This is a genomic window from Pseudophaeobacter sp. A-200-2, from assembly GCF_041008815.1.
In the GTDB taxonomy this organism is placed as follows: domain Bacteria; phylum Pseudomonadota; class Alphaproteobacteria; order Rhodobacterales; family Rhodobacteraceae; genus Phycobacter; species Phycobacter gallaeciensis_A.
In genome coordinates this window covers 73,595-88,211 of record NZ_JAXGFU010000004.1, presented here as the reverse complement: position 1 = coordinate 88,211, position 14,617 = coordinate 73,595, and the positions used below count along the sequence as shown (strand labels likewise).

15 protein-coding genes are annotated in these 14,617 nt (G+C 62.4%); 6 read left to right on the top strand and 9 right to left on the bottom strand.

Annotated features, from left to right (window positions below):
• Positions 1 to 2 precede the first annotated feature (2 nt).
• The 7 genes from SM766_RS07675 to SM766_RS07645 form a co-directional block, all read right to left on the bottom strand.
• Positions 3 to 995 carry an LLM class flavin-dependent oxidoreductase gene (locus SM766_RS07675; protein ID WP_368947411.1) on the bottom strand — a complete coding sequence of 331 codons (993 nt, stop codon included), beginning with the start codon at positions 993 to 995 and terminating at the stop codon, positions 3 to 5.
• A 105-nt stretch (positions 996 to 1,100) separates the two neighbouring features.
• Positions 1,101 to 1,787 carry a M48 family metallopeptidase gene (locus tag SM766_RS07670; RefSeq protein WP_065273224.1) on the bottom strand — a complete coding sequence of 229 codons (687 nt, stop codon included), beginning with the start codon at positions 1,785 to 1,787 and terminating at the stop codon, positions 1,101 to 1,103.
• 31 nt (positions 1,788 to 1,818) lie between these two features.
• The gene (locus SM766_RS07665; protein WP_368947410.1) at positions 1,819 to 3,261 is read right to left on the bottom strand and encodes an HD-GYP domain-containing protein; all 1,443 of its coding nucleotides are present in this window, start codon (positions 3,259 to 3,261) and stop codon (positions 1,819 to 1,821) included.
• A gap of 148 nt (positions 3,262 to 3,409) precedes the next feature.
• Complete coding sequence (locus SM766_RS07660; protein WP_065273226.1) at positions 3,410 to 4,594, bottom strand: vWA domain-containing protein; 1,185 nt, start codon at positions 4,592 to 4,594, stop codon at positions 3,410 to 3,412.
• 19 nt (positions 4,595 to 4,613) lie between these two features.
• A complete protein-coding gene (locus SM766_RS07655; RefSeq protein ID WP_165832664.1) occupies positions 4,614 to 4,781 on the bottom strand; it encodes a hypothetical protein in 168 nt (55 codons plus the stop codon).
• 47 nt (positions 4,782 to 4,828) lie between these two features.
• Positions 4,829 to 6,214 (bottom strand): DUF2927 domain-containing protein, encoded by a 1,386-nt coding sequence (locus SM766_RS07650; RefSeq protein ID WP_490363348.1) that lies wholly within the window; start codon positions 6,212 to 6,214, stop codon positions 4,829 to 4,831.
• Positions 6,215 to 6,394: 180 nt separating this feature from the next.
• Positions 6,395 to 7,237 carry an AAA family ATPase gene (locus SM766_RS07645; protein WP_065273228.1) on the bottom strand — a complete coding sequence of 281 codons (843 nt, stop codon included), beginning with the start codon at positions 7,235 to 7,237 and terminating at the stop codon, positions 6,395 to 6,397.
• Between the two features lie 198 nt (positions 7,238 to 7,435).
• Here SM766_RS07645 and dksA point away from each other — a divergent pair, with 198 nt between their 5' ends.
• Together dksA and SM766_RS07635 are read left to right on the top strand one after the other, a co-directional pair.
• Positions 7,436 to 7,858 carry an RNA polymerase-binding protein DksA gene (gene dksA / locus SM766_RS07640; protein WP_065273809.1) on the top strand — a complete coding sequence of 141 codons (423 nt, stop codon included), beginning with the start codon at positions 7,436 to 7,438 and terminating at the stop codon, positions 7,856 to 7,858.
• Positions 7,859 to 7,957: 99 nt separating this feature from the next.
• Complete coding sequence (locus SM766_RS07635) at positions 7,958 to 9,136, top strand: FAD-dependent monooxygenase (protein ID WP_368947409.1); 1,179 nt, start codon at positions 7,958 to 7,960, stop codon at positions 9,134 to 9,136.
• 31 nt (positions 9,137 to 9,167) lie between these two features.
• Here SM766_RS07635 and xth read toward each other — a convergent pair whose 3' ends face one another.
• The gene (gene xth, locus SM766_RS07630; protein WP_368947408.1) at positions 9,168 to 9,974 is read right to left on the bottom strand and encodes an exodeoxyribonuclease III; all 807 of its coding nucleotides are present in this window, start codon (positions 9,972 to 9,974) and stop codon (positions 9,168 to 9,170) included.
• A 396-nt stretch (positions 9,975 to 10,370) separates the two neighbouring features.
• Between xth and SM766_RS07625 the strand changes: the two genes are divergently transcribed.
• The 3 genes from SM766_RS07625 to SM766_RS07615 all read left to right on the top strand — a co-directional run bounded on the left by SM766_RS07625 (position 10,371) and on the right by SM766_RS07615 (position 12,909).
• Positions 10,371 to 10,730 carry a DUF6749 family protein gene (locus tag SM766_RS07625; RefSeq protein WP_274833681.1) on the top strand — a complete coding sequence of 120 codons (360 nt, stop codon included), beginning with the start codon at positions 10,371 to 10,373 and terminating at the stop codon, positions 10,728 to 10,730.
• A 161-nt stretch (positions 10,731 to 10,891) separates the two neighbouring features.
• Positions 10,892 to 11,953, top strand: coding sequence for a DUF6902 family protein (locus tag SM766_RS07620; protein WP_368947407.1), 1,062 nt, complete (start codon positions 10,892 to 10,894; stop codon positions 11,951 to 11,953).
• Positions 11,953 to 12,909 (top strand): DMT family transporter, encoded by a 957-nt coding sequence (locus SM766_RS07615; protein ID WP_368947406.1) that lies wholly within the window; start codon positions 11,953 to 11,955, stop codon positions 12,907 to 12,909. Before SM766_RS07620 ends, SM766_RS07615 begins: the two co-directional genes overlap by 1 nt.
• A gap of 95 nt (positions 12,910 to 13,004) precedes the next feature.
• Here SM766_RS07615 and SM766_RS07610 read toward each other — a convergent pair whose 3' ends face one another.
• The gene (locus SM766_RS07610; RefSeq protein ID WP_368947405.1) at positions 13,005 to 13,328 is read right to left on the bottom strand and encodes a HesB/IscA family protein; all 324 of its coding nucleotides are present in this window, start codon (positions 13,326 to 13,328) and stop codon (positions 13,005 to 13,007) included.
• Between the two features lie 92 nt (positions 13,329 to 13,420).
• On the opposite strand from SM766_RS07610, the gene SM766_RS07605 reads away from it, so the two are divergent.
• On the top strand, positions 13,421 to 14,572 hold the full coding sequence (locus SM766_RS07605; protein WP_368947404.1) for a deoxyguanosinetriphosphate triphosphohydrolase: 1,152 nt from the start codon (positions 13,421 to 13,423) through the stop codon (positions 14,570 to 14,572).
• Positions 14,573 to 14,617: the final 45 nt, after the last annotated feature.

The window sequence follows — 14,617 nt, the reverse complement described above, 5'->3', positions numbered from 1 at the left end:
AGCTAGATCTCTTTCAGGATTTCTGCGGCGATCTCGAACGACTGCATCCGGGCCTGATGATCGTGGATCTGCCCGGTCAGGATCACCTCATCGGGCTGATAACGTCCAATGATCTCCGATAGCTGGCTGCGCACACTCTCTGGGCTGCCCACGGCGGTGATGCGCAGTGCCTCGTTCACACCTGCCAGCACATGCGGCTCCAGGTGCGCATTGATGTCATCCACCGGGGCGGGCAGCTTGCCCGGACGACCCAGCCGCAGCCGGGCAAAGGCCTGCTGCATGGTGGAGCGCAGCCGGATGCCTTCGGCGTCACTGTCGGCGGCAAAGACGTTGATCGCCATCATCGCGTGCGGCTTGTCCAGGAAGGCCGAAGGCTGGAAGGCGTGCCGGTAGACCTCCAGCGCCTCCTCCAGCGCCTGCGGCGCGAAATGGGAGGCAAAGGCATAGGGAAGGCCCAGATGCGCAGCGAGCTGCGCGCCATAAAGGCTGGAGCCGAGGATCCAGACCGGCACATTGGTACCCTGGCCCGGGAAGGCGCGCACCGGCGCCTGCGGGTCCTCGGGCGCCATGAAGCCGATCAGATCGATCACATCCTGCGGAAAACTGTCGCCACTGGCAGCGGCGCCCATGCCCCGGCGCAGGGCGCGGGCGGTCTGCATGTCGGTGCCGGGCGCCCGGCCCAGCCCCAGGTCAATCCGGTCACCATAAAGGGAGGCGAGCGTGCCGAAGGCCTCTGCCACCATATAGGGCGCATGGTTGGGCAGCATGATGCCGCCCGCGCCGATCCGCATGGTGCTGGTCTGGCTGGCGATATGACCGATCAGAACGGCAGTCGCGGCGCTGGCGATGCCGGGCATGTTGTGATGCTCGGCCAGCCAGTAGCGGTGATAGCCAAGGCTTTCGGCCTTTTGCGCCAGTTCGGTGCTGTTCTTTAGCGCCTGCGGGATGGCAGAGCCTTCCGGAACCGGGGCAAGATCGAGCAGGGAATAGAGCATGAGCGCGGCCTTTTGATCGAGTGTTTTCCAAGATGTGGCGCCTCTTCCCGCGGGGCGCAAGGCGTGTGGCAGAGCAGGGAGGCGCAAAGGCGGTATGACCTTCCGTCAGGCCTTGGCCCAATCCGCCTCCAGCCGTTCGATGGCGGCGATGCGCTGTTCGGTCTTGGGGTGGCTCATCAGCCAGGCTGGCGCCATGCCCGCGCGCGACTGGGTCAGTTCCTCAAGCTTGCGGAATAGACTTTTTTGCGGTTCGACCCCGATGCCTGCCTTCATCAGCAGGGCGGCCGCATATTCATCCGCCTCGTATTCATCCCCACGCGACAGCCGCGCAGCCAGAAGATTTGCCAGAAGTCCGGCAATCCAGGGGCCGACAAAAGGGATATAGCGCCCGAGGATCATCATCAGCGCGGTCCTGAGGGCGTTCTGGCCGGAAAAGTCGATGATGCGTTTCTTTGAATGCCCCAGCGCCACATGCCCCAGTTCATGCGCGATGACCGAGGCGAGCTCCGCATCGCTGACATCGCCCGCCTGATACTTGGCGTAGAACCCGCGGGTGATGAAGATACGTCCATCGGGGGCTGCAAGACCGTTCACAGGGTCGACCTCGTAGATGAAGACGGGGATATCCGCGACCTCCAGCGCTGCCGCCATCTGGTCGGTCAGCCGCTTCAGTTTCGGGTCCGCAAGCCGGGTTGAACGGGCATCAAGTTCGCGGTGGGTCCGCCAGACCGAAATCCGGTAGGAGACGAGGCCATAGAGCACGGCCAGCAGAATGGGAGTGAGACGCAGCATGAGGTAGATATGGGGCGGGCAAGCCCCGCGCTCAAGCGGATTGTTGGCCGCTTTTCGTGGAAACCTGCGCGAGGCTATCCCATTCGCAGTCGCCCTGCAGGGACGTCGCAGGCCAGCCGCTGGCCGTGATCGCATCCTGGAGCGCGGCATAGCAATCCGGATCGATACCGGTGCCGGACATCTTGTCCATGATCTTATAGGCTTCCTCCAGCGGCATCGCATCGCGATAGGGGCGGTCGGCGGTCAGTGCGTCAAAGACGTCGGCCACGGCCATGATCCGCATGTCCCGCGTCAGCGCCTCTCCCTGAAGCCCATAGGGATAGCCCTTGCCATCGGGGCGTTCGTGGTGGGCCACGATCACTTCGGCCATCCGCCGGAAGGCGCCAACCCGGCTCAGCACGTCATAGCCCCAGACCGGATGCTTGCGGACGATATCCATCTCGTCCATCGTCAGCTTGCCCGGCTTGTCCAGAATGGTGTTCGAAATGCCCAGCTTGCCAATATCATGCAGCAGCGCGGCGCGGGTCATCCACCGGGTGTGGCAGGTCGCCAGCCCCAACTGTTCACAGATCATGCGGGTATAGCGGGCGACACGTTGGGAATGGCCGTGGGTAAAGGGACTTTTAGCGTCGATCACCAGCGAAAAGGCATGACTGATCTCATCAAGGTAGTCCTCGTTCACCTCTGCCGTGTGCAGGGCATGGGCGCAGGAGAACACCTGTTGCTCCAGTTCCGGTGACAGCAGGTCATGGGCGAAACCGGGGTCACGGATCAGGCTGGTGAAGACGCGGACCAGATCGGGGTCGAACCAGACGCCCGCGCGGTTTTCCATCTCCCGCGCGGCAGCTTCGGCGCCGAAATCCAGGGTAAAAACATCCGTCACCTGCGCCATCAGGGCGATGCGCGACAGGAGCGGGATCTGATCGCCCTGCAGGCCCAGAGGCCGCCCACCGCCGTCCCAATGTTCATCAAGTGAGGCGATCGCCTCGGCCACCTGTTCGGAAAACCGCATGCGGCGGGCGATTTCCGCCCCGCGACCGCAGCGATTGCGGACCAGCTCTTGCCCGATTTCGTCCCGGTGTCCGATTACATGGCGCAAAGTCTTCAGCCGCGTCAGCGGCGGCGCCCCCCGGGCTGTGCTGCGCAGCACAAAGGGCATGCCTTCGCGGCAGCCTTTGACGCGTTTGAAGGTCCGTTTGAAGGCCAGATCATCCATCATGTAGAGTTCGTTGATCCGGGCCGCGTTAGAACTGCAACCGGTGTCTTTCATCAGCAGTGTGAAATACAGATCGGTGCGCATTTGCGGCGGCAGGTCCAGCGCCTCGGCCACCTGCATGCCGATCCAGGCGCAGCGGATGCAATGGCCCTTGGGCTGGCCTTCGGTCATATCCAGCGCGTGGCTGAGTGCGCCAAGGACTTCTCCAAGACGAAGCTCCGGCCCGGCGGTGCCGTCAAAGTTTGTGCCAGTGGTCATTAAATGGCTGTACTCGATAGGGATGCAGAACTGGGCATCGACGCTAATCGCGCGTGTTTGACGATTGATTAACGGTTTCCCGCGTCCGAAATCAAAATACGCAGGAATTTATTTAAGTTGGTATGAAGTGCAGCCTGCAAGCCGGAGCTTACCGGGTCAGCTCGCGCATGCCTTTTTCCAGCCCGTGCAGAGTCATCGGCACCATGCTGTCCTCGAAAATCTCGCGGATCATTCCGATGGAATGGGTATGGTCCCAGTATTTCTCTGGCACCGGGTTGATCCAGAGATTGGATTTCCAGTGTTCGCGCGCGCGTTGCAACCACACCTGTCCAGCCTCCTGGTTCCAATGCTCATTGGCGCCGCCCGGATAGGCGATTTCATAGGGCGACATCGAGGCATCGCCGACGAAGATGCATTTGTAGTCCGGCCCATAGGTGCGCAGCACCTCGTGCGTCGGCGTTTGTGCATCCCAGCGGCGGCGGTTGTCGCGCCAGACGCCTTCGTAAAGGCAGTTGTGAAAGTAGAAGTATTCCAAGTGCTTGAACTCAGACCGCGCGGCCGAGAACAGCTCTTCCACCACCTTGATATGCGGATCCATCGAACCGCCCACGTCAAGGAACAGCAGCACCTTCACGGCGTTGTGCCGCTCGGGCCGGGTTTTCACGTCCAGATAGCCATGTTCGGCGGTGGCGCGGATGGTATTGTCGAGATCTAGCTCTTCTTGCGCCCCTTCGCGGACCCAGCGGCGCAGGCGCTTCAGCGCGACCTTGATGTTGCGGGTGCCAAGCTCTACGTCGCCATCGAGGTTCTTGAACTCGCGCTTGTCCCAGACCTTCACCGCGCGGCGATGGCGGCTTTCCTTCTGGCCGATGCGCACCCCTTCGGGATTATAACCATAGGCGCCAAAGGGCGAGGTGCCGGCGGTGCCGACCCATTTGTTGCCGCCCTGATGGCGCCCTTCCTGTTCCTTCAGGCGCTCTTTCAGGGTTTCCATCAGCTTGTCAAAACCGCCAAGCGCCTCGATCTCAGCCTGTTCTTCTGGCGAAAGATGCTTTTCCGCCATCTTGCGCAGCCAGTCTTCGGGGATGTCCACGGCGTCCAGCACGGCTGAGGCGGGCAGTGCCTCCAGCCCTTCGAATGTGGCGGCAAAGGCGCGGTCGAACTTGTCGATATTGCGCTCGTCCTTCACCATGGCGGCGCGCGCCAGGTAGTAAAAGGCGTCAAGATCGTAGGTCACCAGCCCTTTTTTCATGCCTTCCAGAAAGGTCAGGTACTCCCGCAGCGAAACGGGGACCGAGGCCTGGCGCAGGTTTTCGAAAAAGGGTTGAAACATCTGGGACCTTTCTGGGCAGTTACACCGCCATCCGGTGAATGATCAGGGTGGCGAGCATCCCGACAATACCAAAGGCAATGGCATAGACAGCGCCATATTGCAGCATGTCGGCGAGATTGCCGTTACGTTTCCGGGCCGTCAGCGCGCCTGTCAGCGCCCCCAGCAGCAATGCAGCGATTACGATCATCTTGTCAGTCCGCCTGTGTCATATGTTCCATGGATCCCCGGCCGGTCTTAGTGCGGGCGCAGATTTGCGACCTCCCGCAGCTTGGCCCGGACGGCCCAATCCGGGCCGAACCCGTAGCGTGCCCATCCAAGGCTGTCCAGCCTGACCGCGGAGGCGGCGTCGAATTGCCCCGCAAGGTCTAGCGCTTCGGCCTGCATCATCAAGGCCGTGGACAGCAGCGCGGCGTTTTCATAGCGGGCTGCGATCTCGGGAACCGGTTCCAGCAGCGTCAGGGCCGCATCGGGCTGGCCCCGGGCGATGGCGTAGGCCGCCATGCGTGGGCGGATGCGGGCCTGGTGCAGCTCCGTGCCGGGCTGACCGCGCAGGATTTCCATTGCGGAAGCAAACAGGGTCTGGGCGCTGTCCGGGGCATCGGCCTGTATCAGGCGGCCCAGAACATAAAGCCCCTGCGCCTGCCTATGGTCCCGCCAGCCGCTGGCGCGGCCGATTTCCACGGCGGTGCGGGCCGCCAGCCTGCGCTCTGACAGGCGGGTGTCGGGGCCCAGCGCGGTTTCGATGGCGGCGATCCAGCGGCGCGGCGTTGCGGGCAGCGGGCGAGGCGGGATGCCCTGGCCGCGAGGGTTCAATCGCGCCAGGATGCCGGGCAGGCGGGCGGCGACCTCGGCACGGGTCATGCCAGTCCGCAATTCCGGCGCATAGGTGGCGCGCAGGATCAGCATGTCAAAGCCGGTCAGAACGGTGTGCACATTGTCATCGTTAAAGACGGAATCCGACAGCCGGTACAGATCGTTCAGCGGGCCAAGCGCCTGCGCCAGCTCTTCGTGCAGGCAGTCGCGCAGCTCTTGCGGGCTGACGTCGCTGGGCAGGAACAGCGCCAGATTGTCCCGCTGGCGCATCCGGGTCCAGTCGGTGTCCGGGCTGCGCCGCTTGCGGCGGAAATCCTTCAGCGATGTGACGTTAGGCACCACGAAACAGGCCGCCTTGGGCAGAGCCTTGCGGATCGCCTTGCGCGAGACGGTTTCGATTGTGATCCGGGCGCTGTCACCATTCGCCCGGGTGATGTCGATCCCGGCCTCATTGCGCAATCGTGCCAGAAGGCGGGTCAGCTCGTGCTCGAAACCGGGGGGCGGGGCGCCTGTTACCCGCAGCGTGATGGGGCCGTCAAACCGGGTAAAGACGGGCAGGGTGCCGCCGCCTTCGAGATTGAAATGCAGATCCAGGAAATCCCGCGCGATATCGCGGTTTGCCCGTTGTGGTGGCTGAGGGTGCGCGGCGGCGAATGCCTTGGCCGGGGGCAATGTGCTGTCGGCGATGGCGGCGCGGCCCGGCTGGCTGCCGTCAAAGGCGCCGGTGCAGCCCACAAGCGCAGCGCAGGCGAGGGCAAGCAGGACCCGGGGCGCCCGGGCAGTGTCACGATGCGTTCTTCTGAACAAAAACGGCGGTCTCCGGAAAAACGGGCTGGCGGGATGCTGCGGTGCCATCAGTCGGCTACGCCCCGGCAAGGATAAGCTATCGCGAAAATAAGTAAACGCAGCATCAAAACGCAGGAACGGCCGCCGCTACTGCCGAAATGGGCGGCAGCGGTGAGGTCAAGAGCGGTGCCCTGGTAAGCGTCAGCCTCGGCGCCCGCGTGCCATGAAGGCCAGCCGTTCGAACAGATGCACGTCCTGTTCGTTCTTCAAGAGCGCCCCATGCAGCTTAGGCAGCGCATCGGCGCCGTCGCGCGCGAGATCCTCGGGGGTCAGATCCTCGGCCAGCAGCAGCTTCAGCCAGTCGATGACTTCGGAGGTCGACGGCTTCTTCTTCAGACCCGCGGTGTCGCGGATTTCGTAGAACTGTGTCAGCGCCGTGGTCAGCAGGCTTTCCTTGATACCAGGGTGGTGCACTTCGACGATCTTTTTCATCGTCTCGGCATCGGGGAAGCGGATGTAATGGAAGAAACAACGGCGCAGGAAGGCGTCCGGCAGTTCTTTTTCATTGTTCGAGGTGATGATCATGATCGGGCGCTGCTTGGCGCGGATCGTCTCGCCGGTCTCGTAGACGTGGAACTCCATCTTATCGAGTTCCTGCAAGAGGTCGTTGGGGAATTCGATGTCGGCCTTGTCGATCTCGTCGATCAGCAGCACCACCTTTTCGTCGGCCTCGAATGCCTCCCAAAGCTTGCCCTTCTTGATGTAGTTCTTGACGTCATGCACGCGTTCATCGCCCAGCTGGCTGTCGCGAAGGCGGCTTACGGCATCGTATTCGTAAAGGCCTTGTTGCGCGCGGGTGGTGGATTTCACGTTCCACTCGATCATCCGCAGACCCAGAGCGTCCGCCACCTGTTTGGCCAGTTCGGTCTTGCCGGTGCCCGGCTCGCCCTTGACCAGCAGCGGCCGCTCCAGCGTGACGGCGGCGTTGACCGCCACTTTCAGGTCATCTGTTGCAACGTAATCCTTGGTGCCCTGAAATTGCATGTCTGTCCTGCGTCCTCTGGTTACTCTGTGCCCGTTTCCGGGCTGCAATGATGCGGTTTGGTCGCTTTTAACCCGGCTGGTTTACTATTGTGTAGTGACAATCTGCGCGGCAGGGGATAAACGCTGCGGCATGGGGAGCCGCAATGTTTGGAACGATTTGAAGAGACCAGCATTATGGGCCAGACCGAAGGAGCCGAGATGAAGCAAGAAATGTTTCTGCCGGAAGACTATCGTCCGGCCGAAGACGAGCCTTTCATGAACGAAAGGCAATCTGAATATTTTCGTCGTAAGCTGCTGAACTGGAAGCACGAGCTGCTTGCAGAGAGCCGCGACACTATCGAAGGATTGCAGGACAACACCCGAAACATTCCCGACGTTGCAGACCGCGCAAGCGAAGAGACGGACCGTGCTCTTGAACTGCGCACCCGCGACCGCCAGCGCAAACTGGTCGCAAAGATCGACGCGGCCATCCGGCGCATTGATGAAGGCGAATACGGTTATTGCGAAGTAACCGGCGAACCGATCTCGCTGAAACGCCTGGACGCCCGCCCCATCGCCACCATGAGCCTGGAAGCGCAGGAACGCCACGAGCGCCGCGAAAAAGTTCACCGCGACGACTGATCGTCTCTCGGCGAAGGCAGAAACATTGACGTCGGGGCCTGTGGCTCCGGCGTTTTTCGTTTAAGGGAAACCGGACCGGAGAATCTGCGTAGGCGACCCATGGAACTGACGGATAAGAAAATCACCATTGTGGGCGCTGGTATTGGCGGTCTTGCGGCGGCGGTCGCCCTGCGCCGCAAGGGTGCGCGGGTCACGGTTCTGGAGCAGGCCGAGGCGATTTCCGAAGTGGGCGCCGGGTTGCAGATCACCCCGAACGGTCTGGCGGTGCTGCAGGCGCTGGACCTGGCCGAGGATCTGGCCTGGACTGCCCCGCGGGCCCGCGCTGTTGTGCTGCGCAGCCATGCCAAAGGGGATGAGGTTCTGCGCCTCGATCTGGAGCAATACGCGGCGGATCTGCGATACTATTTTGTGCATCGGTCGGATCTGATCGGCCTTTTGGCGGATGCCGCTCGGCAAGAGGGCGTGAAGGTGCGCTTGTTGCAAAAGGTCGAACGGGTCGAACCTGGGCCGGAGCCAATGGTGCATCTGGCCAATGGAGCGGGCTGTGGCGGTGATCTGGTGATCGGCGCAGACGGGCTACATTCGCGGGTGCGCGCGGCACTTAACGCCCCGCGGCAGCCGTTCTTCACCGGGCAGGTCGCCTGGCGCGCCATCGTGCCGAACCATATCGGCCTGACGGCTGAGGCTCAGGTCTTCATGGGGCCGGGCCGCCATTTGGTGGCCTATCCGCTGCGGGACGGCTCCATCGTCAACCTTGTCGCCGCGCAGGAGCGGCGCGGCTGGGCCGAGGAAGGCTGGAACTTCAAGGACGATCCGGACAATCTGCGCCGCGCCTTTGCCGGGTTTGGCGGCGATGCAAAGGACCTCCTGAACGCGGTCGAGGATGTGGCGCTCTGGGGGCTGTTCCGGCACCCGGTGGCAGAGAGTTGGTATGGCGAGTCCATGGCGCTGTTGGGCGATGCCGCCCATCCGACGCTGCCCTTTATGGCGCAGGGGGCCAATCTGGCGCTTGAGGATGCCTGGACGCTCTGCGCCGCGCTGGAAGAGGCCCCTGACATGCAGACCGGTTTGGCGCTTTATCAGAACCGTCGCCGCGCCCGCGCGGAGAAAGTGGTGGCCGCCGCCACCGGCAATGCCTGGAAATATCACCTGCGCCCGCCGCTCAACTGGCCTGCGCACCAGGTGCTGAAACTGGCTGGACGGCTGGCGCCGCAGATGATGGTGGGGCAGTTCGACTGGATCTACCGCCATGATGTGACTGCGCCGCAGCCGGGCTGATCCGGCTGGGCTGAGCCGCCGCGCCGCGGCCTCAGATGTCGAGTTCGACCCAGACGGGCACGTGATCCGACGGCTTTTCCCGCCCGCGAACGTCCTTGTCGATCTGGCAATCCGTCAGCAGATCCGCCGCCTGCGGGGTCAGCAGGAAATGGTCGATGCGGATCCCGTCGTTGCGGTTCCAGGCGCCTGCCTGGTAATCCCAGAAGGAATAATGGCCCGGCCCCTGATGGCGGGCGCGGAAGGCTTCGGTAAAGCCGAGGTTGACGATCCGCTGGAAGGCGGCGCGGCTTTCGGGGCGGTGCAGGGCATCCTCGGCCCAGGCCTCGGGGCGTTTGGCATCCTCTGGCTGGGGGATGATGTTGTAATCCCCGGCCATCAGTGCGGGCATCTCATCGGCCAGCAGATCCTTGGCGCGATTGCGCAGCCGCTCCATCCACGCGAGTTTATAGGCGTATTTGCCGCCGGGCACCGGGCTGCCATCGTCGGTCAGCTCCACCGGGTTGCCGTTGGGCAGGTAAAGCCCACAGATGCGGATCGCCTGTTTTCCGATCACGGTGGCCTCGATCCAGCGTGCCTGCTCGTCACTGTCATCGCCGGGCAATCCGCGGCTGACATCTTCGAGCGGCAGTTTTGACAGGATCGCCACTCCGTTGAAGCTTTTCTGACCATGGGTTTCGACGTTGTAACCGCGTTCTTCGAAAATCTCGCGCGGGAAGGCCTCGTCGACCGATTTGATTTCCTGCAGCAGAACAACATCCGGCTGTGCTTCATCGAGCCAGTCGGGCAGGGCATTGGCGCGGGCTTTGATGCCGTTGATGTTGAACGTGGCGATTTTCATGTCGGATCTCCAGGCGCGCCCGGCGACCGCAGGGGTGCGGGCGGGGCATTTGGGGTTGCCGATCTATCGCCCAAACAGGGGGCCAGAGCAAGGGCTGGCCACGGAGGGGCGAATCACTTATGCGGGCTGGCGCTGACGGGTGAAAGGCTCGTTTTGCGACTTTGCATGTATCCACCTAGGGTTGTTGTTTTTGGTCTTGCAGGACTGCCTTTGTGGATAAGGATTAGTATAAGGTGTGTATGGTTTTAAATACCTGTAATTAAACGGTAATTTGCATTTGAAAGTTAAAGTACCTGCCGCGGAAAAAGCAACCTGAAATTGCAGATTCCGGTTTGGGAATTGCCAGCTCCGTGCCAGCGTTTTGGTGGCGATAATGCCCAACACTCGGAGGTTTCCATGACTGCTTTGCTCAAGAAAAATCACGTTCAATCCGCCGCTACTTCATCCGTTGAGGCTGCTGCTGCCAGCCTGTTTGGCGGCGAAGCTGTCGAGATGTTTTCGTCCGGATCGGCGCCCTCTGCAGACCTGATGACAGGCGGCGGTGCGGAGATGTTCAGCTCCGGTTCCGCGCCGTGTGCGGCGGATAGTTTTGGCGGTGAGGCGGTTTCGCTGTTCAGCTCGGGCTCTGCACCGGTTGCGGATGGCAGCCAGTCCAGCGGCGCGCTGACCGGTCTTTTTTCCTCGGGCTCGGCGCCGCAGGCCCGGGCGCGCACCGATCAGGGGGATGTCACCGGCCTGTTTTCTTCGGGCAGCTGAGGCAGGTGCCCCTATAAAAACCGCACCATAAACAGGGGCGATGATCATGACCTGATCATCTAAAAGCGGGGGCACCGCCGATCCGATCCGGGGGTGCCCGCAATACTGATCCTTCTACTGCCCACCACCCACTGCACAGCGCACAAAAGGAGCTCGCCTCCATGGCACAGGTTCTTGCCTTTCCGACAGATCGTATCCGGCCCCCGGGGGGCAATGTGGCTGTGCTAAGCGATACCTTTGCGCGGCAACGGCGCAGCCGGGAGAATGTGTTCTGGCTAAAGGAAAACGCCGAGTTTCTGAATATTCTCGAATGCACGGGGGCAGAGGTGCCGGTCGCGGCACTTGCACCTTTCGAGGCGTTTTACGACACAGCAGAGCGGCGGTTGAGTTTCTTCCGGCAATATTACCGCTTCATCCTGTCCATCTGTCTGGATCTGGAGGATCTGGGAGTGGATGGCGGCAAGGGTGAAGAGATGGCTGCCTGGGTTGAGGGCAGCGATCTGGTGGGCGCCGAATTGTCCGACCTGCAACGGGCCGAGGCACGGCGGCTGCTGGCGCGCCGGGGGATCATGCTGGACTTGCCGGGGCTGGATCAGCGTCTGCATGATTTCATCGAAAACTCGCAGACCTTTGCGCTGCCGAACAAAAAGGCGGGATATGAGCTCACCCATATCGTGTTCTACCTGTCCGAATACGGTCGCAGGGATCCGCGGCTAAGCCAGGCAGCGCTGCGCAGTCTGGAGTACGCCGGGGTGGTGTCATTTCTCGATCAGGATGCGGATCTGCTTGCCGAGATCTGCATCGCGCTGCGCTATGCCGGGGGAGAGGTGTCTATGATCTGGGAGGACTGGCTGACCGCGCAAACCGATGGTTTCGCCGCAATACCGCAGGGCTTTACCGGCGGGGGCGATGACTATCACTGCTATTTTGTCTGCAACTGGCTGCGCGGCCTGAGTGGCGGGAAGGCCTTTGACCACCGGCTGCCGCAAGGCGCGACGCACCTGAAGGCGCCAGCGGGCGCCGGGGTTCTGCGCAGCCTGTCCATGGCTCTGTATGAGGCAGACGTGGCGCGCGGCGGGGACTGGGCGCTGGCGCGCGACAGGCTGGCGTCAGGGCTGGATCCGGCGCAGCGAAACGTACTGGCGCAAGCCGAAAACAGCTGCGCCTGTTTCGGGCAGTTCTTCGAAGGCTTCCTGCGCAGCGGCCAGGCGGGGCGGGCGTGATGGGATTGCCCGTTGCCCTGACCGGCGCGATGTTCGCTGTCCTTTATACCGGGTTTATCGCCTCGGCCGATGGTATCACCAAGCTGTTGGCAGGCGGCTATGCCCCGGCGCAGCTTTATGCTCTGTCCGGCGCCGTTGTTGCGGGGCTTTGCGCCGCGACCACCTTCATCCGCGGCGGCGCCCGGTCGCTACCGGACGGGCTGCGCACGGACTGCCGCTGGGCCATGGCGCTGCGGTCCGCGGCCACGGTGGCGGCGGCCTTGTGTTTCTTCTATGCCTTCCGTCTGCTGCCTTTTGCCGAGGTGTTCATCTTTATCGGGCTGATGCCGCTTCTGGCCGGGCTGATGTCGGCGCCGATCCTGCGCGAGCGGGTGCGTCCCGGCGCCTGGCTGGCACTGGCGGCGGGTTTTGGTGGGGTGATCTGCGTCTTTCCGGGCGGTCTATCCAGCCTGACAGCGGGCCACGTGGTGGCGCTGGGGGCCTCTGTGCTGGGGACGCTGTCGATCACGCTGTCACGCTATATCGGTCGGCATGAGCAGAACGTGCTGGCGCAGGTGTTCTATCCCAATCTGGCGCTCAGCCTTGTCATGCTGCCGGTGCTGCCCTTTGTCTGGCTGCCGATGCCAATGGCGGATGTCGTCTGGGCGCTGAGCTATGCCGGGCTGTTGTTCGGGGCGCGCTGGCTGCTGGTGGCGGCGTTGCGGCGGTTGCCATCCTATGCGGTGACGCCGCTGATGAACCTGCAATTCGTCTGGATGGTGCTGATTGGCGCCCTTGGGTTTGGCGAGCTACCGGGGCAGGGCACCTGGATGGGCGCCGCAGTGATTGCTGCCTCGGGGATTTATCTTGTCTGGGATCAGCTAACCCCGGGTGGCAATGTCTGGAGCAAGTCGATGATCAATGCGCGGCGGCAGGTCCGGCACCGCGCAGGTGTTGCAATGCGCACGGACCCGTAATCCGGTCGTCGCCTGCCAGATCTTTCCGAGGCGTGGGAATAGTCTTTAACGATCGGGGCACCGACGCGAGTGTGGCGATGCCCAGATGAAGAGATTTACATCGAGAAGGAGGTGCCGCAGCCGCAGCTGGAGGTGGCATTCGGGTTCTCGATGGTGAAACGCGCACCGATCAACTCTTCGGTGAAATCGATGACCGCGTTTTCCAGAAACGGCAGCGAGACCGCATCCACCACAACCTTTTCACCGCTGCCTTCGAGCACCAGATCCTCGGGCGTCGGGGTGTCGAGGCCGATCTCATACTGGAAACCGGAACAACCGCCCCCTTCGACGGCAACCCTCAGGGCCTGGCCCTGACCGGCGGCGCCGATCTCGGCGAGGCGAGCAAAGGCGCGTTCTGTGACTTTTGGGGGCAATTGCATATATTTTCTCCCAAATATGTGGTGCCGCGTGCTAACCCATATATAGAAAGTCCTGGGCGGGCGACAAGATTTGCGAAGGATAAAGATCAGAAATGAATGCGCCTTTTGCGACGATGCCAAATCGGAGCCGTGGCCGGTTGGTCGCCGAGGAAGAAAGCTACTTCCGCTCTCCCTTTCAACGGGACCGTGACCGCATCATCCACGCCAGCGCCTTTCGCAGGCTCAAGCACAAGACGCAGGTCTTTGTCGAACACGAAGGTGACAACTACCGCACCCGGCTGACCCATTCGATCGAGGTCGGGCAGGTGGCGCGGACGATTGCCGGGGCGCTGGGGCTCAATCAGGAACTGACCGAGGCGGTCGCGCTGGCGCATGATCTGGGGCACACGCCCTTTGGCCATACGGGCGAGGATGCGCTGCATGCGCTGATGGCGCCCTATGGCGGCTTTGATCACAATGCGCAGGCGATCCGCATCGTCACCAGCCTTGAACGCCACTATGCCAATTTCGACGGGCTGAACCTTACCTGGGAAACGCTGGAGGCCATCGCAAAGCATAATGGCCCGGTCACTGGCCCGCTGCCCTGGGCGCTGGCCGAATTCAACGACACCATGGATCTGGAGCTCAGCACCCACGCCAGCGCCGAAGCGCAGGTGGCGGCACTCGCCGATGATATCGCCTATAACAATCACGATTTGCACGACGGGTTGCGGGCAGAGCTGTTCAGCGATGCGGAAATCGCCGATCTGCCCATCGTCGGATCGGCCTATCGCGAGGTGGACCTGCGCTATCCTGGGCTTGAGCTGAACCGGCGCCGACACGAGGCGCTGCGGCGCGTCTTTGGCGTGATGGTCGAAGATGTAATCGCGACCTCCCGCGGCCTGTTGCAGGAGGCCGGGGTGCAAAGCGTCGAAGATGTGCGCGCGCTGGGCACGCCGGTAGTGGCCTTTTCCGACGGGTTGTGGAGGGATCTGAAGGAGATCCGTGCGTTCCTGTTCCTGCGCATGTACCGGGCGCCGAAGGTCATGAAGAAACGCGCCGAGGTGGCGCAGGTGGTCGAAGCGTTGTTTCCCTACTTTCTGGCCAACCCTTATCAGATGCCGGAACGCTGGCACGCCGAGATCCGCGCTGCGGACAGCAAGACCGTTCTTGCGCGTCTGGTGTCGGATTACATTGCGGGCATGACGGACCGATTTGCGCTGCAGGAACATGACCGGCTGATCCTGGGGAAACCTGCGGCCTAGCGCAGTGGACTGGCGCGCATGAGGGCCATTCGGGCGTTGCGGACC